Source organism: Halobaculum roseum (genome assembly GCF_019880245.1).
Taxonomy (GTDB): Archaea; Halobacteriota; Halobacteria; order Halobacteriales; family Haloferacaceae; genus Halobaculum; species Halobaculum roseum.
Genome location: NZ_CP082286.1, coordinates 632,442 through 653,407, shown reverse-complemented (window position 1 = coordinate 653,407; position 20,966 = coordinate 632,442). Strand labels below are relative to the sequence as shown.

19 protein-coding genes are annotated in these 20,966 nt (G+C 68.5%); 10 read left to right on the top strand and 9 right to left on the bottom strand.

What is annotated here, in order from left to right:
* Positions 1 to 305: 305 nt before the first annotated feature.
* Both K6T36_RS03320 and K6T36_RS03315 read left to right on the top strand, forming a co-directional pair.
* Positions 306 to 3,296 carry an FtsX-like permease family protein gene (locus tag K6T36_RS03320; protein WP_222922590.1) on the top strand — a complete coding sequence of 997 codons (2,991 nt, stop codon included), beginning with the start codon at positions 306 to 308 and terminating at the stop codon, positions 3,294 to 3,296.
* A complete protein-coding gene (locus K6T36_RS03315; RefSeq protein WP_222922589.1) occupies positions 3,289 to 5,058 on the top strand; it encodes a class-II aminoacyl-tRNA synthetase family protein in 1,770 nt (589 codons plus the stop codon). The genes K6T36_RS03320 and K6T36_RS03315 overlap by 8 nt, the downstream gene beginning before the upstream one ends.
* 58 nt (positions 5,059 to 5,116) lie before the next feature.
* Here K6T36_RS03315 and K6T36_RS03310 read toward each other — a convergent pair whose 3' ends face one another.
* The gene (locus K6T36_RS03310; RefSeq protein ID WP_222922588.1) at positions 5,117 to 6,043 is read right to left on the bottom strand and encodes an NAD-dependent epimerase/dehydratase family protein; all 927 of its coding nucleotides are present in this window, start codon (positions 6,041 to 6,043) and stop codon (positions 5,117 to 5,119) included.
* A 220-nt stretch (positions 6,044 to 6,263) separates the two neighbouring features.
* Here K6T36_RS03310 and K6T36_RS03305 point away from each other — a divergent pair, with 220 nt between their 5' ends.
* A complete protein-coding gene (locus K6T36_RS03305; protein WP_222922587.1) occupies positions 6,264 to 6,797 on the top strand; it encodes an HTH domain-containing protein in 534 nt (177 codons plus the stop codon).
* 46 nt (positions 6,798 to 6,843) lie between these two features.
* Positions 6,844 to 6,984, top strand: a complete 141-nt coding sequence (locus K6T36_RS03300) for a hypothetical protein (protein ID WP_222922586.1) — start codon at positions 6,844 to 6,846, stop codon at positions 6,982 to 6,984.
* A 93-nt stretch (positions 6,985 to 7,077) separates the two neighbouring features.
* Here K6T36_RS03300 and K6T36_RS03295 read toward each other — a convergent pair whose 3' ends face one another.
* Both K6T36_RS03295 and K6T36_RS03290 read right to left on the bottom strand, forming a co-directional pair.
* Complete coding sequence (locus K6T36_RS03295; RefSeq protein ID WP_222922585.1) at positions 7,078 to 8,328, bottom strand: NAD(P)/FAD-dependent oxidoreductase; 1,251 nt, start codon at positions 8,326 to 8,328, stop codon at positions 7,078 to 7,080.
* Positions 8,329 to 8,465: 137 nt separating this feature from the next.
* Positions 8,466 to 9,302, bottom strand: a complete 837-nt coding sequence (locus K6T36_RS03290; RefSeq protein WP_222922584.1) for a nucleoside phosphorylase — start codon at positions 9,300 to 9,302, stop codon at positions 8,466 to 8,468.
* Positions 9,303 to 9,452: 150 nt separating this feature from the next.
* Here K6T36_RS03290 and K6T36_RS03285 point away from each other — a divergent pair, with 150 nt between their 5' ends.
* From K6T36_RS03285 to msrA, 3 genes are all read left to right on the top strand, one after another.
* Positions 9,453 to 10,595, top strand: a complete 1,143-nt coding sequence (locus K6T36_RS03285) for a serine hydrolase domain-containing protein (RefSeq protein WP_222922583.1) — start codon at positions 9,453 to 9,455, stop codon at positions 10,593 to 10,595.
* Between the two features lie 50 nt (positions 10,596 to 10,645).
* On the top strand, positions 10,646 to 11,278 hold the full coding sequence (locus K6T36_RS03280) for a class I SAM-dependent methyltransferase (RefSeq protein ID WP_222922582.1): 633 nt from the start codon (positions 10,646 to 10,648) through the stop codon (positions 11,276 to 11,278).
* 72 nt (positions 11,279 to 11,350) lie between these two features.
* Positions 11,351 to 11,884, top strand: coding sequence for a peptide-methionine (S)-S-oxide reductase MsrA (msrA, locus tag K6T36_RS03275; RefSeq protein WP_222922581.1), 534 nt, complete (start codon positions 11,351 to 11,353; stop codon positions 11,882 to 11,884).
* Between the two features lie 51 nt (positions 11,885 to 11,935).
* On the opposite strand, the gene K6T36_RS03270 is transcribed toward msrA, so the two are convergent.
* Together K6T36_RS03270 and K6T36_RS03265 are read right to left on the bottom strand one after the other, a co-directional pair.
* Positions 11,936 to 12,322 carry a CHY zinc finger protein gene (locus K6T36_RS03270; protein ID WP_225935169.1) on the bottom strand — a complete coding sequence of 129 codons (387 nt, stop codon included), beginning with the start codon at positions 12,320 to 12,322 and terminating at the stop codon, positions 11,936 to 11,938.
* 808 nt (positions 12,323 to 13,130) lie between these two features.
* Positions 13,131 to 15,518, bottom strand: coding sequence for a right-handed parallel beta-helix repeat-containing protein (locus tag K6T36_RS03265; RefSeq protein WP_222922580.1), 2,388 nt, complete (start codon positions 15,516 to 15,518; stop codon positions 13,131 to 13,133).
* 386 nt (positions 15,519 to 15,904) lie between these two features.
* Between K6T36_RS03265 and K6T36_RS03260 the strand changes: the two genes are divergently transcribed.
* Complete coding sequence (locus tag K6T36_RS03260) at positions 15,905 to 16,186, top strand: type II toxin-antitoxin system HicB family antitoxin (RefSeq protein WP_222922579.1); 282 nt, start codon at positions 15,905 to 15,907, stop codon at positions 16,184 to 16,186.
* Positions 16,187 to 16,429: a type II toxin-antitoxin system HicA family toxin gene (locus K6T36_RS03255; RefSeq protein ID WP_222923343.1), complete on the top strand. Its 243-nt coding sequence runs from the start codon at positions 16,187 to 16,189 to the stop codon at positions 16,427 to 16,429. It begins immediately after the preceding gene.
* 18 nt (positions 16,430 to 16,447) lie between these two features.
* On the opposite strand, the gene K6T36_RS03250 is transcribed toward K6T36_RS03255, so the two are convergent.
* Positions 16,448 to 16,792: a hypothetical protein gene (locus tag K6T36_RS03250; protein WP_222922578.1), complete on the bottom strand. Its 345-nt coding sequence runs from the start codon at positions 16,790 to 16,792 to the stop codon at positions 16,448 to 16,450.
* Between the two features lie 418 nt (positions 16,793 to 17,210).
* On the bottom strand, positions 17,211 to 18,422 hold the full coding sequence (locus K6T36_RS03245; protein ID WP_222922577.1) for a DNA cytosine methyltransferase: 1,212 nt from the start codon (positions 18,420 to 18,422) through the stop codon (positions 17,211 to 17,213).
* Positions 18,423 to 18,621: 199 nt separating this feature from the next.
* Between K6T36_RS03245 and K6T36_RS03240 the strand changes: the two genes are divergently transcribed.
* The gene (locus K6T36_RS03240; RefSeq protein WP_222922576.1) at positions 18,622 to 19,782 is read left to right on the top strand and encodes a hypothetical protein; all 1,161 of its coding nucleotides are present in this window, start codon (positions 18,622 to 18,624) and stop codon (positions 19,780 to 19,782) included.
* 68 nt (positions 19,783 to 19,850) lie between these two features.
* Here the strand turns inward: K6T36_RS03240 and K6T36_RS03235 are convergent, their stop codons facing one another.
* Together K6T36_RS03235 and K6T36_RS19145 are read right to left on the bottom strand one after the other, a co-directional pair.
* The gene (locus K6T36_RS03235; protein WP_222922575.1) at positions 19,851 to 20,528 is read right to left on the bottom strand and encodes a hypothetical protein; all 678 of its coding nucleotides are present in this window, start codon (positions 20,526 to 20,528) and stop codon (positions 19,851 to 19,853) included.
* 150 nt (positions 20,529 to 20,678) lie between these two features.
* The gene (locus tag K6T36_RS19145; RefSeq protein ID WP_390182312.1) at positions 20,679 to 20,912 is read right to left on the bottom strand and encodes a tyrosine-type recombinase/integrase; all 234 of its coding nucleotides are present in this window, start codon (positions 20,910 to 20,912) and stop codon (positions 20,679 to 20,681) included.
* Between the last annotated feature and the right edge of the window lie 54 nt (positions 20,913 to 20,966).

The window sequence follows — 20,966 nt, the reverse complement described above, 5'->3', positions numbered from 1 at the left end:
GACGACTCGAACAAATTGTAGAGCTCAGCAGGTTGCTTGCGTCAATCGTGAAACGTCCTACTCTAGATAATCATTACTGCGATAATGACCTGTATCCTCTCCCCGTAGCCCGGACGATTCGGCCGGAAACCAAACATGACCCGACCGTCCCGATTCACCACGAGTTGCCGGCCGCGTTCACCACACCTTCGCCGCCTCCACCCAACTCCCGGCACCCGCTGACCACCACAGTCGACCCGAGAGAAGTGTGAAGCTTTTTGCGTATTACCGCCGGCTTCCATCCCATACACCGCACGCCGGGTCGCGTGCGACCACACCCACTCCCGTCGATGTCCTACCGTCGCCTCCTCATCGGTCGCTGGTCCCGTCGCGACCGGCTGGCGATCCTCGTCGTCGCGGTCGGGGTCGCGTTCCTGTGCGGGACGGCCCTACTCGTCGTCGTGGCCGGCGACCAGACGACCGCGATCGCCGCCGGCTACGACAGCGACGGCGCCGTCACGACCCACGCCAGCGTCGAGGCGGCCGCCGCGGCGGCGCCGGCGAACGCGACGGTGATCCCCTTCGCCCTCGCCAACACCCCAAACGGCTCCGACCGTTACGTCCTCGCGAGACCCGACACTTCCACGGCGGCCCCGGACCTCCACGACGGCAGCGGAACGACGCTCGGCACGCTCGACGCCCCGGCGACCCGAACCCTCCGGGGTCCCGGCGGCTCGACCACCGTCCGAGTCGCCCCCCGCGGGGGCGGAACGCCCGTCCCCGATGGCTGGTACGTGGCGAACGCCTCGACGGTCGACCAGCTGGGCACGAGCGGCGCGTTCGTGGTCCGGCCCGTCAACTCGGGGGAGATCCCGCTATCGGGCGTCCCCCTGCGAACCGCGCTGGCCTTCTTCGTGCTCGGGACGCGCGAGGCGCTGACCGCCCTCGGCGTCGTCGTCGCCGGCGGCGCGGTCCTGATCGGCGTGGTCGTTCACAGCGTCACGCGGATGACCGTCCGCGACCGCCGGGCGACGATCCGCGTGGTCCGCGCCACCGGGGCCCGGCCGGCGACGGTCCTCGCGCTCTTCGGCGTGCGCGCGACGCTGCTGTCGGCCGCGGGCGCCGCCCTCGGCTACGCCGCCGGCGTCATCGGCGTCAACGCCGCCGTCAGCGTCGCGGTGTTCGCCGGCCTGCCGACCTCGCTGTCGCCGACGCTGACGCCCGCGGCCGCACGGGTCATCGTACCGATCCTCGCGGCCGTCGTCGCCCTCGGCGGGGTCAGCGGCGTGCTCGCGGCCGTCCCGGCGGTGCGCGGCTCGCCCCTGAAAGATGGCCGTGACGCCCGACCCCACACGATCGGCACCTCCCGCCTAGCATGGCTCCGATCGGTCGCCAGGCCCACGGTGCTCGACGTGCGGACGGCCGTGCCCACCGCCGCGACGCTCGCGGCGTTCGTCGCCTTCGTCGTCCTGGTGGGGTCGATGGCGGGCATCGTCGCCCCGCTCTCCGGGGGCGAGGGGGCGACGATCACCGAGCCCGGAGCCGTCCACCCGATCGCGAGCACCGTCCCGACGACGTACGCGGCCGCGCTGCGCGACCGCGGGATCGCCGCCAGCCCCGAGCTGCTGCTGTTCGAGGTGGACGACGGCCGGACGTACACGGTCCGCGGGGCCGAGTACGGTGCGTTCGCCTCGGTCACCGACGCGTCGCTCGTCGACGGCCGTCGCCCGGCAACCGCCGACGAGGCGGTGATCGGCGCCGACCTCGCGCGGACGATGGACGTGGGGATCGGCGACCGCCTGACGCTCGGCGGGCCGACCCGCCCCGGGCTCGCCCGCGTCGAGGTCGTCGGCGTGTTCACCGCCCCCGGTCCGCTCGACGACCAACTGATCGTGCCGTTGCCGGCCGCACGCGGCCTCGCCGGGAAGCCGCCGGGGACGGCACAGTTCGTCCGCGCCGAACGGCTCCCGGAGGACGGCGTCGACGCGCGGTCGACCCGTATCACGGCGATCCGGGCCCCCGACAGCGCGGCGCCCAACAGCACCGTCGAGGCGACCGTCGTCGTCGAGAACCGCCGCGAGGAGCGAACGACCGCGACCGTCCCGATCACGGTGGAGAACCGGACGGTCGAGCGCGAGGTCACGATCGATCCCGGCGGCGAGGCGACCGTTCCCGTCGCCGTCGAGACCGGCTCCCCCGGAACGATCGACATCTCCGCAGGCGATATCACGCGGACGATCCGCGTCGGCGACGCGACGAGCGGGGGACTCACCATCGGACCGCTCCCCGAGCGCGGCCCGCCGAACGCGACGCTCTCGGTCCGGGTTCGCGACGCCGACGGCGGCCCGGTGGCGAACGCGACGGTGACCGCCGGCGACGAGACGGCGACGACGAACGACGACGGGGTCGCCCGCATCACAACCGGCGACCCGGGCGACCTCACGATCCGCGCCCGCGCCGGCAACCGCACGGGCCGGGCTACGATGCGCGTCGCCGCGGACGCACCGCGCCGGCCGACCACGACGCTCGCGGTCCGCCCCGAGTCTCCCGACCTGCTCACCCGCGCGACGGTGACCGCGACGCTGTCGAACCCGTGGGGCGACCCGATAGAGGACGTGCCCGTCGCGGTCGCCGGCCCCGACGGCCGAACGGAGCGAACGGTCACGCTCGCCTCCGGAGAGACCCGCGAGATCGGCGTGCGTCTCCCCAGACAGCCGCCCGGGACCTACGAGGCGACACTCCGGGTCGACGGCGAGACGGTCGCCGTCGAGTCGTTCCGCGTCACCGGCGACGAGCGGGTCGCGGCGGCGCTGGCGACCGGCGGCCGCGCCGGCACGTCGGGGATCGGCCGGGCCGTCGAGACAGCGTTCGGCAACCTCCGGCTCGTGTTCGGGACCGTCCTCGCGCTGGCGGCGGGGCTCACCGTCGGCGGCACGACGGCGACGTTCTCGCGGGCGGTCCACGGCCGTCGGGAGACGATCGGGATCCACCGCGCGACGGGCGCCTCCCCGGCGAGAGTGTTCCGGATCGTCCTCGGCGACGCCCTCCGGATCGGCGTCCTCGCGGCGCTGGTCGCGATCCCGGTGGGAGTCGCCGGCCTCCGGCTCGCGGGCGCTCTGGGCTACCTGACGGTGTTCGGCGTCCGGATCCAGGCGACCGGGTCGCCGGCGCTGCTCGCGGCGGCAGCCCTGGCCGGCCTGTCGGTGACGCTGGCGGGCGCCGGGCTGGCGACCGCCTCGCTGCTGGCGCGTCCCCCCGCGCGACTCGTCCGCGACGAGCCGGCGACCGGACCGCCGGCGGAGGGCCGCAATGAGTGACGGTCCCGACCGCCGGGCGCTCGCGATCCTCGCGTGCGTCGTCGTGGGCGCGGGCGCCAGGCTCGCGCCGCTGTGGTGGAGCCCGCTTCCCGCGACGCTCGACGGGTTCAAATACGCCCACCGAGCGAACGACGTGCTCGCGGCCGGGCACATCGACCTCGTCGGCATGCGGGTGGACGCCCTCGCCTCGACGGCGCTGCTGTCGACCGGCAGCCTGGTGACGGGCGCGGCGCCGCTGGGGCTCGCGCAGCCGTTGTACGCGCTGATCGGGACGTCGGGCGTCCTGCTCGGCGCCGTGTTCGCCCGACGGCTCGGTGCGAGCCTCGGGTGGCCGGGTCGCCGGCGCGGTCGCGCGGCCGTGCTCGCGGCGCTCGCGCTCGCCGTCGACGGCGTGTTCGTCCGCCGAACCGGCGTCCCCGACGACGACGCGATCACGCTGGTGACGATCCCGCTGCTCGCGCTGGCCGTCCACCTGTACGCCCGCGGGGAGCGACCGGCGTGGCTCGCCGTCGCGGGCGTCATCCTGCTCGCGCTGCCCGTCACGCACACGTTCAGCACCCTGCTCGCGGCGCTCGTGTTGATCGGGCTGCTCGCGGGCCACCTGATCGGCCGGCCACTCACCCGCGGCCGGCTCGTCGCCGCCGGGCTCGTGCTCGCCTTCTGTGCGTACTTCGTCGCCTACTACACGCTCGCGGCGGCGACGCCGCTCACGGTCCCGTACGTCGACCGCGTGCAGTCCTCGCCGGGCCTGTTCGCCGCGTGGCTCGTCGTCCTGGTCGCCGCGGTCCCGTGGTATCAGCGCACGACCCGCCGGATGCGCCGGCTCGCCGCCGTCGTCCCCCTAGCGTTCGTCCTCGCGGCGATCGCCGTCAACGCTCGGACCGTCGTGTTCCCGGGGACCGCCGCGACGCCGCGTCTCGTCCTCCTGTTCGTGCTTCCGTTCGCCGTGCCCGCCGCGCTGGCGGCGGTTGCGGGCCACCGGTTCGGTCGGGTCGGGCCGGTCGAGCCGGCGCTGTTCGCGCTGTTTCTCGCGCCGGTCGTCCAGATCCTCTTCTCGTTCACCGCGGGGCTCACGCCGGAGTACTTCGCGACGGCGCTGCGCGCACAGACGCACGTCCACCTCCCGGTGCTCGTGCTCGCGGCCGCGGTCGTCTCGCGGCTCGAACCGCGCGAACGACTGGCCGGCGTCGCTGCCGACGGGGGATCCGCCGTCCGGCGATGGCTGGGCGTCGCCGGCCCGCTCGGGGACGCCGTTCGATCGATCGGTGCCGTCGGTCGGCCGCTGGCGGCGGCCGCCCGACCGGTGGGCGTCGCCGTGCTCGTCGTCGCGATGGCGGCGACGCTCCCGGTCGCGTACGTGAACCTCGACACCGGTTCGTACCCGAGCACGACGACCGAATCCGAGTTCGCCGCCGGCACCTTCGCAACCCAGCATATCGAGGGAACCTGGACCAGTTCCCACACCGGCGTCCGCGTCCCGGGGAACTACTACGGGGACGTGAACGCGAGCGTCGGTCCGACGGCGTCGTGGCTCCGTGGAGGGCCGTCGCCCTCGTGTGCGGTCGTCTCACAGCGCTCGTGGACGACGACGGGCGCTCACCTGTTCCCGGCCGCGCCGGCGACGATCCCGCCGGCGACGTACGACCGCTGGGTGGACCACCGATCGCTCGTGTACGATGCCGGCGGCGCCGACCCCGTCGTCGTGACGGTGCCGTCGGCGATCGGCGACCCCGAGGCTGCGGGGTTCGGCGGTAGCTGCTGACCGCAGAACGACATCGGAACTCCGGAACTCCCTGCCGCCGGCCGTCGTCCCTCTTCGCCTACTCGTCGTCGAGGTACGGCGCACACACGCGCCGGACGCCCTCCTCGAAGTCGACCTGAGGTTCCCAGCCGGTCGCCTCGCGGATCCTCGTGATGTCGGCGCAGGTGTCGTGGACGTAGTTCTCCAGCGGTATCGGCTCGTAGGCCGGCTCCACGTCGGTGCCGAGCGCGTCGTTGATCAGCTCGACCATCTCGTTGAACGAGTAGGGGTCGCCCGTCCCGAGGTTGTACACGCCGGTCAGCTCGTGGTCGGCGATCGCCTCCAGCCCGCGGACGATGTCGTCGACGTGCGTGAAGTCGCGCGTTTGGGTGCCGTCGCCCCACAGCACCGGCGACTCGCCGTTGGCGATGTCGTCGGCGAACTGCGAGACCGTGTTGGCGTATTCGCCCTTGTGCCCCTCGGCGCCGCCGTAGCCCTGGTACACCGAGAAGAAGCGCGCGCCGGCACACGTCAGGTCGTCGTAGAAGTCGTTGTAGTACTCCGCGTAGCGCTCGCGCCCGAGCATCGACGCGTCGTACCCCGTCGACGCCTCCAGGTCCATGTCCTCGGGGCTCGGTTCCGTGCGGCTTCCGTACGCCGAGGAAGTCGAGGCGTACACGACCGTGTCGCAGCCGTCAGCGCGGGCCTGCTCGACGACGTTGACGAACCCCTCGATGTTGACGCGGGCGCCCTGTCGGGGGTTTTCCTCGAGCATCTGGCGCGAGGACAGCGCCGCGAGGTGGAACACGCAATCCACGTCGGTCGGGAGATCTTCGTCGAGCACGTCCGCCTCGACGAACTCCACGTCCGCCGAGAGGTTCTCGGGCGTCCCGAGGTAGCCGTTGTCGAGCGCGATCACGTCGTTGCCGGCGGCCGCCAGCGTGTTCGCCAGGTTCGAGCCGATGAACCCCGCGCCGCCGGTGACCAGCACGCGTGCGTCGTTCATACTCGGGATGGACTCGGCCGCCGGCAAAGGGGTGTCGGTCGGCTGATGTGCTGGACACGAATCGGGCACCGTTCGGTCCGGGCGACCCCGCTCGATCGACCCCTCTCCGTCCGGCGATCACGGGCGTGCCTCCAGTGTCAACCGGCCGCCGTGTGTGGATCCTCCTCGCGGGTGGTTCGGGTCCGTGGTTTTAAGCGGGTTCCCGGACGACCATGAACAAATGTCGTCCATCGAACTCACCGACAGTCAGCGGAAGATCCTCAACGAACTGGTGAACCTCTACCGCGAGGAGGAGGACGCGGTAAAGGGGGAGACGATCGCCGACGCCGTCGGGCGAAACGCCGGCACGATCCGCAACCAGATGCAGAGCCTGAAGGCGCTGCAGTTGGTCGAGGGCGTACCGGGGCCGAAGGGCGGATACAAGCCGACCGCGACCGCCTTCGAGGCGCTGGATCTGCAGAACCTCGACGAGCCCGCGTCGACGCCGCTGTTCCACGAGGGCGAGCGCCTCGACAACGTCAACGTCCAGGAGATCAACCTCACGTCCGTCCACCACCCGGAGCTGTGCCGCGCGGAGATCCACGTCCAGGGGTCGGTACGCGACTTCCACGAGGGCGACTCCGTCAGCGTCGGACCGACGCCGCTGTCGAAGCTCGTCATCGACGGCACCCTCGACGGGAAGGACGACACCGCCTCGGTGCTCATCCTCAAGATCGACGGGATGGAGGCGCCCTCGGAGTCGCCCGAGCACTGATCCGATCGCGAACCGACGGAGACGACGCCGAACCGAGGCGATACCGATGACGGACGACCGACCGACCGAGCGGGAACCTGGGGGACTCGAACGGCTCCGCGAGCGGGTGCGAGCGGCCGCGCGGTTCACGTTCGAGGTGCTGCGCGGCCACGCTCGGAGCCGGCACCTCGACAACCGCGAGAAATGACGGAGCCCCGCGTCGACGGCGGCGTCGCTGACGGGCGAAACGGACCGCGAGAACGGACGGCGACGCGCGTCAGCAGCTACTATCCTGTGTGAGTCACATGTCGCTCCAGGCGTTGAGCGCGCGCCCGTAGCCGGACACGTCGGCGATCCAGCGGCTCGCGACGGCCTTCTTCAGCGCCTTGGCGGCCGGGCCGCCGAAGGTGTTGATCGGGGACTCGAACCCGGCGGCCTTCACGTCGTGGGCGACGGCCTCCTCGCCGACCGAGATGAGCGTCCCCTTGTCCTCGTGGCGCCACGACTTCAGGGGGGCGCCGCGGACGGCGCGGGCGAGGTTCTCGCCGGCGACCTCGGCGGCCTGCCAGGCGGCCTGCGCCGTCGGCGGGGCGAACTCCTCGTCGCCCTGCTCGACGAGGGCGGTGTCGCCGATGGCGAACACGTTGTCGTCGCTCGTCTCGAACGTCGACTCGGCGTACACGCGGTTGGAGCGGTCGTCGGCGTGGAGGTGGAAGTCCTCGACCTCCGGCTGGCCGGTGATGCCGCCGGTCCACAGCAGCACGTCGTACTCCTTCACGAGGTCCTCGGAGAAGTCGATGTCCTCCTTCGCGGGGGCGTCGCCGTTGCCGTCCTCGCCGTAGTACTCCGCCTCGGCGCCGCCGAGGTAGACGGCGTGCTCGTCGACCTTCGAGATGAACTCGCCCGTGGAGACGGCGATGTCCTTCTCGTCGAGGCGCTTGCGGATGGCGCCCTGCACCTCGGGGTCGTTGTTCGGGAACACCGAGTCGAGCCCCTCGACGAGCTCGATGTCGATGGGCGCCTTGTGGTCGTCGCGGTACTCCGCGATCTCGCCGGCCGACTGGATCCCCGAGAGGCCGGCGCCCCCGACGAGCACGTTCGCGGGCTCGGTCGTGGTCGCTTCCTGCCCGGCAGCCTTCACGGCCTGGTGGATCTCGCGGGCGTCGTCGAGCGTCTTCAGCGTGAGCGCGTGCTCGCGCAGCCCGTCGATGCCGAAGAACGCCGTCGCCGAGCCGACGGCGACGAGGAGGTAGTCGTAGTCGATCTCGTCGCCGTCGCCGGTGTGGACGACCTGCTCGTCGGCGTCGATCTCCGTGACGCGGCCCTTCACGAAGTTCGTGTCGTCGTCTTTGATCTCCTCGACCGGGATGGCGACCTTGGATTCGACCTCCGGCTTGCGGATGACGCGGTGGGCCTCGTGGAGCACGAGGTGGTAGTCGGTGTCCGACACCCACGTCAGTTCGGCCTCGCCGGGTTCGATAGCGTCCTCGAACGACTTCACCGTCCCGGCGCCGGCGTACCCGGCTCCGACAACGACGACCTGTTGGCTCATGGCCGTGCGTTTCCGGGCGGTGGATAAATGCGTGTTGAAACCGCCAGCAACGGGCGGTTCGGCGTCCGATCCGACCCCCGACCGCGCCGGCGAGGCCCGGCGACCTCGGCGGCACCGCACCGCTCCGGCGATAGCGACTAGTCGAGCGACAACCCGGCGTGCCAGCGGTCGACGCCCGCCTCGCGCTTCACCTCGTCCATCCGCGCCAGTAACGCCGCCGCGAGGCTGGCGCACTCGGCGGCCCGCGACTCGCCCTCGGTGCGGAACTCCCCGGTGACGCGGTTGGCGTACACCGTGCAGACGGCGCCGGCGCGGAGGCCGTACACGTTCGCGATCGTGGCGATCGCGGCGGCCTCCATCTCGATGTTCTTCACGTTCGCCTCGCGCAGCTCGTCGACGAGCGCGTCGCTGCCGGCGGCCTCGAACCCCTCGAACCCGGGGCGGCCCTGCCCGGCGTAGAAGGAGTCCGCCGACATGGTAATCCCGACGTGGTAGTCGTAGCCGAGGCGCTCGGCGGCCGCCACGAGCGCCGAGACGACCTCGTGGTCGGCGGCGGCGGGGTAGTCCTCGCGGACGTACTCCTTGCTCGTGCCCTCCTGGCGGACGGCGCCGGAGGTGATGACCAGGTCGCCCACGTCCATCCCCTCCTGGATGGCGCCGCAGGAGCCGACGCGGATGAACGTGTCCGCGCCGACGCGTGCCAGCTCCTCGACGGCGATGGCGGCCGAGGGGGAGCCGATCCCCGTGGAGGTGACCGACAGCGCCTCGCCGTCGTACTCGCCGGTGGCGGTTCGGTACTCGCGGTGCTGGCCCACCTCCTCGTGGTCGTCCCACAGCGCGGTCACCTTGTCGACGCGCTCGGGGTTGCCCGGCAGGAGGACGGTGTCGGCCACGTCGTCGGGGCCGACCTCGATGTGGTACTGGACCTCGGCGTTCGGGTCCTCGCTGTCGTCGCTGGGGTCGCGATCGCTCATGTCCCCGCACTTCTGCGAGGGTCCTTGTAAGTCCGCTCGTTTCCCGCGGCGGCGTGGACGCCGAGCCCAATATCGACCCCCGGGCGTTCGGTCCCCGGCGTCGCCCGCCGGCTCCCGTCTGTTTTTGTCCCGCGGGCGGAACCGCCCCGCATGGAGTTTCCCGACGCCGGCGACGAGGGGTTCGAGCCGGTCGACCCGGAGGCGGTCGGCCTCGACCCCGACGCCGTCCGCGACGCCGTCGAGTTCCACCTGACGCACGGCACGCCGCCCGAGCAGGTCGCGTACGACTTCTCGAACCAGGAACCGTGGGACGAGTCCGAGGGCGAGTTGGGCTACACGCTCGGCCCGATGCCCGACCGCCGCGGCGGCCCAGCCGGCCTGATTCTGAAGGAGGGGAAGCTCGTCGCCGAGTGGGGCGACACCCGCCGCGTCGACCACTCCTTTTCGGTCGCGAAGTCGTTCCTCTCGATCGTCGCGGGGGCCGCCTGGGACCGCGGGCTGTTCGAGCTCGACGAGCGCGTCGCCGAGAGCCGCGGGCACGCGGACGACGGCGGCTTCGACTCCGCTCAGAACGCGCCGATCACCTGGCGCCATCTCCTCCAGCAGACCAGCGAGTGGGAGGGGACGCTGTTCGACCGCCCGGACAGCATCGACCGCAACCGCGGCGTCGGCAAGACCGGGGGCCCGGGGAAGGGGGAACACCGCGACCTGGCGGACCCGGGAACCCACTGGGAGTACAACGACGTGCGGATCAACCGGCTCGCGCTGTCCCTGTTGCGCCTGTGGGCGAAGCCCCTCCCGCGCGTGCTCGCCCACGAGGTGGTGGATCCCGCGGGGGCGACCCGGACCTGGGAGTGGCACGGCTATCACAACTCCGACGTGGAGATCGAGGGGCGGACGATGAAGTCCGTCTCCGGCGGCGGCCACTGGGGCGGCGGCTTCTGGGGCTCGGCGCGTGACCTCGCGCGGGCGGGTCACCTGCTGTTGAACCGCGGACGCTGGGGAGACGACCGACTCCTCTCCGAGGAATGGGTCGAGGCCGCGACCGCGCCCTGCGAGGTGAACCCGAACTACGGGTTCTTGCTGTGGCTCAACACCGACCGGACGCTGTGGCCGTCGGCGCCCGAATCGGCGTACGCGATGCTCGGCCATGGGCAGAACGTCGTCTGGGTCGACCCCGACCACGACCTCGTGGTGGTGTTGCGGTGGCTCGCGCTGTCGGAGGACCGCGCCGAGCGCGAGGACCTCCCGAACCAGGATCGCTTCCTCCGACGGTTGCTCGCCGGTCTGTGACGCGTGGATTCGTCGCCGGGAACTAACATCACCGGCGCCGACGCACGGGTATGTCGGCGACGACGGACCCGGGGCTCGACTACGTCAACCCCGCGGCCGCCTACGGCTTCGACGCCAGTTACCGGGACGCCTCGCCCAACTGGGACATCGGTCGCCCGCAGCGCGCGTTCGTGGCGCTGGCGGAGGCCGGCCGGATCGGCCGACGGGTGATCGAGGTCGGCTGCGGCACCGGGGAGCTGTCGCTGTTTCTCGCACGGCGGGGCCACGAGGTGCTCGGCGTCGACGTGGCGCCGACGGCGATCCGGCAGGCCCGGGAGAAGGCACGCTGGCGACGCATCCGCGCCCACTTCCTCGTGTGGGACGCGCTTCGACTGGACGCGCTCGGCGTGACCGCGGATACGGTCGTCGACTCCGCGATGTTGCACTGTCTCGGGCCGGCCGAACGTCGGCTCGCGACCGAGGCGATCCGGCGGACGCTGCGCCCGGACGGGTGGTACTTCCTCGTGTGTGACGCCCGCGGCGACGACGTGGCTCCCACCTGGGCGTCGCTGTCGCGGGCGGACCTGCGCGATCTGTTCACCCCGGACCGCGGCTGGGAGTTGGCGTTCGTGGCCGACACGGTGTTCGAGCGCCGCGGTACGCGAAACCCGGCGTTCCTCGTCGGCGCCCGGCGAACCCGATGACGACGGTGGGGCTGGCGACGGACCTCCCGCCGGCAGGCAAGGTACATACCCGTCGCGCCCCTGATCGAGGGTATGACCGAGAGCGCAACGTTCGGCGGCGGCTGCTTCTGGTGTATCGAGGCGGCCTTCGAGGAGATCGACGGCGTCGACGACGTCACGTCCGGCTACGCCGGCGGTCACACCGAGGACCCAACCTATCGCGAGGTCTGCTCGGGGACGACGGGCCACGCGGAGGTCGTGCAGGTGACGTACGACCCCGATGTCATCAGCTATGAGGAGCTGTTGGAGGTGTTCTTCACCGTCCACGACCCGACCCAGTTGAACCGGCAGGGGCCGGACGTCGGGACCCAGTACCGGTCGATCGTGCTGTATCACGACGACGACCAGCGCGAGATCGCCGCGTCGTACATCGAGGCGCTCGACGAGGAGGGCGGCTACGACGACGAGGTCGTCACCGAACTCGAACCCCTGGAGACGTTCTACCGCGCCGAGGAGAAGCATCAGGACTACTTCGCGAAGAACCCGAACGACGCCTACTGCTCGATGCACGCTCAGCCCAAGATCGACAAGGTGCGCGAGAAGTTCGCCGAGAAGATCAACGTGTAGACCCGGCGGCAGGAAGCTCGGCGACCGCGGTCGCCGACGCCGAGACCCATATCATCGGCGACGATCTCGGTCCCGCCGCCTACGATCGGTTCGGTTCGGTTCGACACCCTCGAAGTAGCGGTCGTAGTGAGCCGCGCAGCCCGGGTTGAACGCGGCCTCACACTCCGGGCAGGCGAACTGGGTGTCCAGATACTCCTCGACGGATAGCGTCGCGCCACAGGCACCACACAGCACCGCGGGCTCGTCGAACCGGTCGCGGGGCCACGGCTCGGATCCGTGGTCCGCGACGGCGTCGTGGCACTCGACGCACGGGACGAACCGCTCACAACAGCCGAGCCGCAGGGCGATCACGTCCGTCGGTCCGTCGTAGTGGGCACAGCGGGTTTCCGGGCCGACAGCGACGCCGACGACGGTCGTGCCGTGAACGTCCCGTCGCACGTCGTACGGCGGGGGCGGACGCGTCAAAACCGTTCCGTCACCGAGCCGGTCCGTCGCCGTCGCGACCGCGTCCGGAACGGCGCACCCCGAAAACACGGAATATATCTCCGGTTATTCTATCGATTACAATACGGCTAGCGACACGTGAACCGTTCGCTCGCGGCGGTGTGGCCCCGCGCCGGCCGCGAGACCCCACGGCGACGTGCGGCGGTTCGGACCGGCCGAGGGTCGCCACTGGCCCAACATGGACACCACGGCAGCGGAGCCGGACCAGCCGGTCCGGTCCCCGATTTTTCACGCGACGACGGCGTGAGCGGCCGTCGCCGACGCCCGGAACGACGACGCCCGTTCCCCGGGGGGGTAGCACGTCCGTCACGCGACCAGAAAACGTCACTCAGATTGGTGGAGATATACGGGTGATAACAATAGTCGAGTCGAGCCTCGTATCGATCGCTCGCGGACGGGGTTTGTCGCCTCCCTCGACGCGAGTAGCGACCGAGACGCGCTCGATCCCGGCGACATCACGCGCCGATCGACGCCCCTCGGACGACCGCCGAACTGGCCCCCCACTCCGGCGGGTCGCCATCGCATCGCATCCACCGCGGCCGCGCCCCCCGGCGCGGCCGATCCGGGTTCGGCCCCACGGGTGACGTTCCATCCGTCACCCGTTTTCGCGACGTACCCTTGTCGGCGACCGTCCGATCCTCGACGACCCCCGTGCTCGGTCCGCCTCCCCCGACTCATACCGCTGCCGGGCGTCGATCGACTCTCGGACTCTCTCGACTCAGTCCCCGCCGTCGGTCGACGGTCAGTCGGGCGGTTCCGTTCCCTCGGGGTCGGGAGTCGGCGTCGCGGTCTCCGTCCCGTCGGATCCGGACTCGCCGTCGTCGGGCGCTAGAGTGGCCCTCGCGTCGTCCGCCTCGGGTGTTGACGTTTCGGTCCCCGAGTCGGCCGCCTCGGTCCCGTCATCGTCGCTTCCCGGCGTATCCGTTTCCGTTGCATCATCCTGGGGCGCCTCAGTTTCCGTTCCGGCGTCGCCCGTCGGCGTCTCCGTTCCCGTTTCGTCGCCCGTCGGCGTCTCCGTCCCGTCGCCCTCCGGTTCGTCCGGTGTCGTGGACTCGTCCGCGGATTCGAGCGGGACGAGGACGCCGACAGCCTCGACCGTGGCCGTGAACTGCCCGTCCGTGACGCTACCGTCGGCGACGCGGGTCCAGCCATCGCCGTCGTACCGCCAGAGGTCGACGGCCTTCGAGTCGGCCGTCCCGTCGAGTTCGAACGAGAGTTCCGTCGGGACGGTCGCCCCCGAGACCGACAGCGCCTCGTCGGCGGCGGGCGTCCCCGGCGGGTCACCGGGTAGGGAGGCGCGCTCGACCGTGTCGAACTCGTACGGGTCGTCGCCGTTCAGCCCCAGGTCGGCGATGCCGTCGGCGAAGGAGACGGTCACGCCGTCGCCGACGGCGACCGCCGTCACGCCGAACGCGCCGCGCTCGACGCTGAGTTGCCGGTCGCCGTTCCCGCGGAGGGCGACTCGCTCCAGTCGGTCGCCGCCGGGGTAGTCGCCGACGACGCCGGGAGCGGCGTTGTCCTCGATCGTCGTGTCGCGGATCACGTTGTCGCCGCTGTCGGAGAACGCGATCCCGGGGCCGTCGTTGTCCGCGACGACGCTGTCGACGATGACGTTGCCCTCCACGTCGGTGCTGAGGCGGATCGCCGCGCCGCCGTCGCCCGCGCCGTTGCCGACGGCGCGCACGTCCGAGAACGTGCTCCGGCCGACGTTCTGTGCGAGATACAGGCCCTGCGCGTCGTTGTCCTCGACGGCGAGCCCGCGCACCTCGATGTCGTACGTCTCCCACAGGAGGACGCCGTGGCGATTGTCGTTCGCGGTGATCTCGCGAAGCGTCGAGTCGTCCACCTCGTTGAAGTAGACGCCCGCACCCGCGTTGCCGGAGGCGTCGACCCCGACGAGCGTGAGGCTCGTCCCGACCGCGTCGAACGACCCGGCCTGGACGCCGGTGTCGAACCCCGTGACGCCCACGTCGCGCACCGTCACGTTCGTCAGCGGGTCGCCCACATCCCCGGTGCCGACGGTGCCGTTGAGCACGAGGAGCCCGATCGAGTCCTCGCTCCCGTCGCCGGCGATCGTGTTCCCGTTCCCGTCGAGGACCACGTCCGGGGCGCGGACGTGGAGACAGACGCCGTCGCCGTCGGCCGCGAGGTCCTCGGTCAGCTCGTATCGCCCCGGCTCGTCGACGACCGTGCAGGAGTCGATCTCGCGGTCGGGCGCGTTGTCGGGCTGGGCGGGTGTGCCGTCAGGGGTCCCGTCAGGTTGCTCCGGGTCGTCCTCGGACTCCGGCGTCTCGTCCGGTTGCTCAGGTGTTTCGGTGTCGTCCGCGGGTGGTTCCATCGTACGCTCGGGCGGTTCCGTTTCGTCCGCGGAGGGTTCAGTCGTGGTCTCGGGCGTCTCGGTTTCGTCAGCGGGCGGTTCTGTCGTACTCTCCGGCGTTTCGGTGTCGTCTTCCGGAGTCTCGGTGCGGGCGTCGTCGGGCGGATCCGCCCCGGCGTCCTCGTCCCCGTCGCCCGGGGCGGGAGTAGCCGCCTCGGGTTCGTCCTCATCGACTCCGTCACCGTCGGTCTCGCCGTCGGCGTCTCCGGCATCCCCGGCGTCACCGTCGCTTTCGGCGGTCGGGAGGCTACCGGTCACGTCCTCGTCGTTTCGCTCGATTCGGTACGGCGAGGCGTTGCCGATCACCTGTACGGAGCGGATCTCGCCGGTCACGAGGTAGGCGTCCCCGGCTCCGTCGCCGGTCTGGCCGGCGATCGTGACCGTTCCGTCGCCGTCGTAGCGGATCGTGTCGTCGCGGTCGGCGGAGTGGCCGTCGACGACGGTCGACGTGGCGTCGCCCTCGACGACGATACGGTAGCTGAACCGGTCGCCCTCGGCGGCGATCACTTCGAGCGTCGACGTGTTTTCGTTCGGAACGCCGCCGCGGTCGGGGGCCGCCCGAACGGCGTCGCGGTCGGCAAGGGAGGCTTCCTCGCCCCCGTCGAGTCCGAGCACGCCGACGTTGGCGCTCTCGACGGTGTCGATGGTCCCGACGGCGCCGGAGACGCCGACGACCCCCGCCGCGAGCACGACACAGAGCACCACCGCAGCGATGGACGGGAGCGGCGAGCGGACGGGACCGTCCTCGGTCATTCGTTCGTCCCTCGTTCGTGTTCGGGAGGGCCGGCCGTGTCAACGAGGCGTCGCGTACTCGGTCGGTGAAGCGATGGGTCCGAATGCGGCATGATGGTGTCGCACGCCCGACCGCGGACGTGTCGATTTCGGCGTTCGAACGACCGATAAAAAGTTATAACACTGATACGTCACGGTAGGGCGACCGAACCGCGGCCGCGTCGCTCGAAACGCGATCCTACCGAGGTCTGCGGGGTATCCGTGGGCGACGAGAGGATGGGTCACTTGGCCGGCCTGAATCGACTTGACGAGTATCAGGATGCGAATGACTTCGACCGGTGAGAGACGACGATTTCGACGGCGAAGGCTGACCGAACGCTTATCCGCCGGCTATGCGAATCGCAGGTATGGCAAGCGCGGCCGACAAAAACCACGAATCCGGGGTGGAGTTCTTCGTCGAGGACGACGGCTCGATCACGGCCCGCGACCTCGAAACCGGACTCGCCCGGGGCGGCGAGACGAAGGCCGAGGCGCTGTCCCAACTCGCGGAGGTGCTGGCACTCCAGGAGGGCGGCGGCGAGCCGATCGAGGACCCCGACGCCTTCCTTGCCGACGAACTCGGGATCGACCCCGACGATGTCGAGGCTGCGCGCGACGAGAACGGCGAACTTCCCGACTTCCTCCAGTAACTGCGGACGGTGTTCTCCGGGCGGGAGGTCATTTCCGTACTCACGAGCTTCGGCTGGGCGCCCGTCCACCGGAAGGGGAGTCACGTCCGACTTCGGTACGAGAACTCCGACACGGGCGAGGTCCGGTTGGTCGACGTCCCGATGCACGACGAGATCGCCATCGGAACCCTGCGATCCATCGCGGACCAATGCGGTGCGGACGACTTCCAGGCGTGGTGCGCGTGGATCGACGAGCATCGCTGACTCGGCCGCGCTCACGCCTCACCACCCCCGACGACCGCGTCTGCGAGCAGGTCGATACGGTCGCGAAGCAGCTGGTAGCCGGCGTCGGTAGCGAATCTCCTCAGGTACATCCCGAACGAGATCGTCGACGCCGTCCGCATCGACCCCGGCAGCGACGACGTGGTTCCAGAAGTAGTCCCAGTAGAGCGCGACCTCGCAGTCGTTGACGAGCCCGAGCAGCTCGAAGCGCCCTTCGTCGGCATCAGTGAGGTGCTGGGTCATCGCGACCGCGTCGCTCGGCGACCGGAATTCGGCGAGCGTCCACGCCAGTTCGCCTTTGATGTGTGTGAACGTCCCGTGGTTCTCCGTCGTCGTCTTCGACATCAACAGATCAACCGGACGGGGTGATGATAGGGCCGAGCCTTGGACGCGCGGTGGAAGTAGTTGCCGTCGAGTTCGGATATCGGCTGGCTTACCGCCTCCTACACTGCCTCCTCACCGTGTACGTCGCGATAGTGGCCGGCGGAAGTGATTAGCCGCACTTCGTCGCGACTCAGCAACTCGTGGTCTTTCGCGTCCCGAAGTTCGTGGAACACACCATCCAAGCCCTGCTGTCGAGCGCATTCCGCACACCAGAAGTGGTTGTTCGTCGGCTCCCAACTTCGGTGCCCCCGTGGGCAGGTGTAGCGCCACCGGTCGGTCTGCTCGTCGAGTTGGATCTCGCGCATTCTTCTCCTAGGCAACGCACGAGTCCCCTAAGAGGGCGAGCCATGGGCGGAGTGAAACTGAACGTGAAGCGCAGTCAGTCCGCCATATCGAACGTCGCCTGCTGCGTGAACCCGCCGATCTCGTCGGCGCGCTCCTCGTACTCCTCGATTGTCAGCGCCCCGCACCTGAGCAACTGCATCCGTGTGCGATCGCAATCGGAGAGCTCGAGCTCGTACACTGAGTCCTTCAGGAAGTAGCCGACGGCCTCAGCGAGATACGGCGGGACGGCGTTGCCGATCTGCTTCCGCTGCGCGCCGAGTGCGCCCTTGAACCGGTACGAGTCCGGGAACGTCTGAAGCCGTGCGCCTTCACGCGGTGTCAGGCCGCGGTGCTGGAACGGGTGGATACAACGAGCGCTCGACGGCTTCGACATGTTGGAGGTGATCGCGACCGCCGGCTCGTCGGACTTGAGCCGCGAGTAGGAGTTGTGATAGCCCGAGGACGGCTGCAGTTCGTCCGGGATCTCGTCGCGGTTCCCGCCGTCGGAGATATGCGAGATCATCTCGACCATGTCGCTCTGGTGGTTCGCCGCGATATGCGAACTCAGCTCGTCGGTGTCGCCGCGGAGATCCGTTTGCAGGACCGTCTCCGGCTCCTGCACGTACTCGGTCTTCTCCTCGCCCGGTCCGACCTCGGGGAGGTCGCCGATCCCGTCCATCACGCCGGGCGTCCCGATCGTGTCGATCTCGAACCCCTCGAACGGGTTGGTCATGCTCCCCTTCTCGGAGGCGATCACGATGAGGCGTCGTCGGTGCTGCGGGACACCGAAGTCCGAGGACGTGACGACGCGATGTGTGACCTCGTACCCGAGGTTGTCGAACGACCCCTCGACGGCCTCGAAGAACTCGCCGTCGGCGGTATTCCGCATCCCGCGGACGTTCTCGAACAGGGCCGCCTTCGGGCGCAGCACGTCGACCCAGTCGATGAAGTTCTCGAACAGGTGGTTCCGATCGTCGGAGCCGTCGGGGCTGATGACCTCGGAAAATCCCTGACAGGGTGGACCGCCGGCGACGAGGTCGACCGTCTCCGCGCCGACCGCGTCGACGATCTGGTCGCGAGGGATATCTCTGATATCGGTACTGATCTCCTTCGGTTCGAGGCTCGCCCTGTTGTGAGCGAACGTCGCCCGGGCGTCCTCGTCGACCTCGACCGCGTGGAGTAGTTCGAACCCAGCGTTCTCCAGCCCGACAGAGAGTCCTCCGGCGCCAGCGAAGAGGTCCACGTAGGTAAGGTCGGAATCTCCCATCTGCGCCGAAATCGGGCGACTTCGCACTTAACGATTCGCTTACGAAGAGTGTTGACTCAATGGCGGGTATCCTGTCACGGCCGCAGAGTAGACGGTACGATAATAACTGATTTTAAGTAACCTGTCTCGTTTCGCTAGGTGTGAAATCGCGATACTCCTGCGGAATTCCGTCTGCTGTTCCCGGGAGGTGTGATCGGGTGTGACCGACCGAACCGAGGGCGAAGACGAGGCGATCGCCCGGTTTCTCGCGACGTATTTCCCCGAGGGCTACGATCCGAAGACCGGTGGAGACGAAGCAGGGCCTCGCCAACTAACCGAGGGCGAAGAGAACCTCGTCGGATCGCTCCTCGACGAGGTCCGGGATGAGTTCTCCTCGTCGAAGGGATCGCTCGGGCTGGCACTCGCGTTCATGATGATCGCCGAGCAGATCTCGCAATCGGACGAACGACTCGCGGAGTTGGAACCGTCCATGAACACCGACACGATCCTCGATCGCTACGACCAGGCGGCGGTCAAATCTACGCTGACGCTGAAACACGACGGGGAGAAGTACGGTATTCGCTCGGTCCACGAGTACGTGACCGACCTGTTCAGAGAGGAGTTACTCCGCTCGAACTTCCCGAGCGCGTCGCCGCACTATACCGGGGAGTGGGAACGGTACGAGGCGATGTTGGAGCCCGCGTTCGGCCTGTCGCGACGCGGTCGGTACGAGGCGGCACAACGGATCTTCGACTTCGCCTTGGAGGAACTGGAGGCGAAAGACTTCGCGGCGCGACAGCCGCCGTTTCCCGCTCCGTTCGTGGAGGTCTTGGACGACTTCCCTCGAAGCCATCCCGAGGAAGAGGGTGGATTAGCGTTTCAGGCGCTCGCCTACGGCTACATGAAGGCGGAGTGGCCGCATCTGTCGATCCGCGTCGACAAGGTTCACACGGGATCCTCTCGCCAACACCGCTACGGGGATATCGACGGCTACGTCGGCCCCGATCTGATGGTCTCGCTCGAGGTGAAGGACCTCGATATCGACTCGTCGAACGTGGAAAGCGAGCTCGGGACTGTCATAGAACAGGCCAGCGAGACCACGGCCGTTACGATCGCACTCGTCCGCGACATCGAGAACGATGCCCGAGAGACGCTCGAAGAATCAGATGTCGAAGTGATCACCGAAGAGGGTCTGATGAACCAGCTTCGACTCTGGGACTACCACAAGCAGAACGAGGCGCTCCAGGGGATGATTCACTACATCGCGAACGTCGAGCAGGACCCTGATGCGGTCCAACGACTCCTCCGATTCGTCCACGAATTTGATCCGGAGAACCCGGCGATGGCTCACCTCAAGATAGATCGCGAAGACGATGGGTAGCTTCGATACCGAGTAAACCGCCCTTCTGACGATGGCGAGTGGTTCTACTCGTGCTGAGCGAGGGGGGCTTACTTACTCAGCCATTCAGTTTGCACGGAGCCGGGGCTTAGAAAGAGATACTGAGCAGTGATTATCGTAGTTCCATTGCGCTCACGGATATGTATCGGGTGTAATACTCCAGATAATTCTTCATCCATCGTGTTCTCGGAGGCTTCCGGAAGCCCGGATTCGAATATATTTACCATCCCGCTTCGCGAGATCCAGTTCTCGGGAGACGTGACACCAGTTATGTATAGATCATCTGATTGGTGAGTCACGCGGATCATGACGGGTTGTCCATCTCGACCTTCGTTCCATTTTAGCGCCTGATAGATTGATATGTCCTCGTCCGGTTCCGTTGAGACCTCTACAGGTACTGAAAAAGAGATCAGACTCTCCGAGACCGGTTCAGTTGTATCTTCGATCTCAGAGATATCTGGGATCTCTTCAGAATTGAATATTTCATCCAACATCGAGAGCATCTGGTCCCATTTTGTGTCCTCAAAGACCTTCGTCTGAGATTTCGAACGAGATCCCTCAACACTTCCTTGACCTTTGGCGTTCACACCCGAGACGAGTGATAAGATCTTGCTCAGGCCAGCTCGTATACTGACATTCCCACCCATCTTCGCAGATTCGGCCACCTCGATACTGTTCGGTTCCTCGAAGTTCCGTTTATAAAGTTGTAGTATGCTGTCCTCGGACATATAATAAATCGGCGCTAAGTGCACCATGGAACAGCCTTCAGTTGTTCGTGTATTAATGTTTCTCTGGGTCGAATAAGCAGGATCTGTTTTTAGCTACGCTATTTTGGAGCGGAAGCTCCCAGTATCCGAGCGAGCTCTATCAAAACCCTCTCACCACAGTTTCTCAGCTTCTGCATCGAGTTGACTCCCCGCGTACTGTAGATAATCGTTCGCGCTCGATAGATCGGCGTGTCCCAACGTATGACGGATAGATGGCATTGTTGCACCGCGAGCCGCGATCAGCGTCCCGGAGGTGTGCCCGAACAGGTTGGGCGTAATCTTCCCGCGCAGGCCGGTCTCGGCAGCGACGCGCGTCACACGGTTGTACACAGGTTGACGACTCACATCGCACGTCTCGTTAACCCGAAGTAGTCGCGAAGCCGCCGGAGCGTGGTCAGA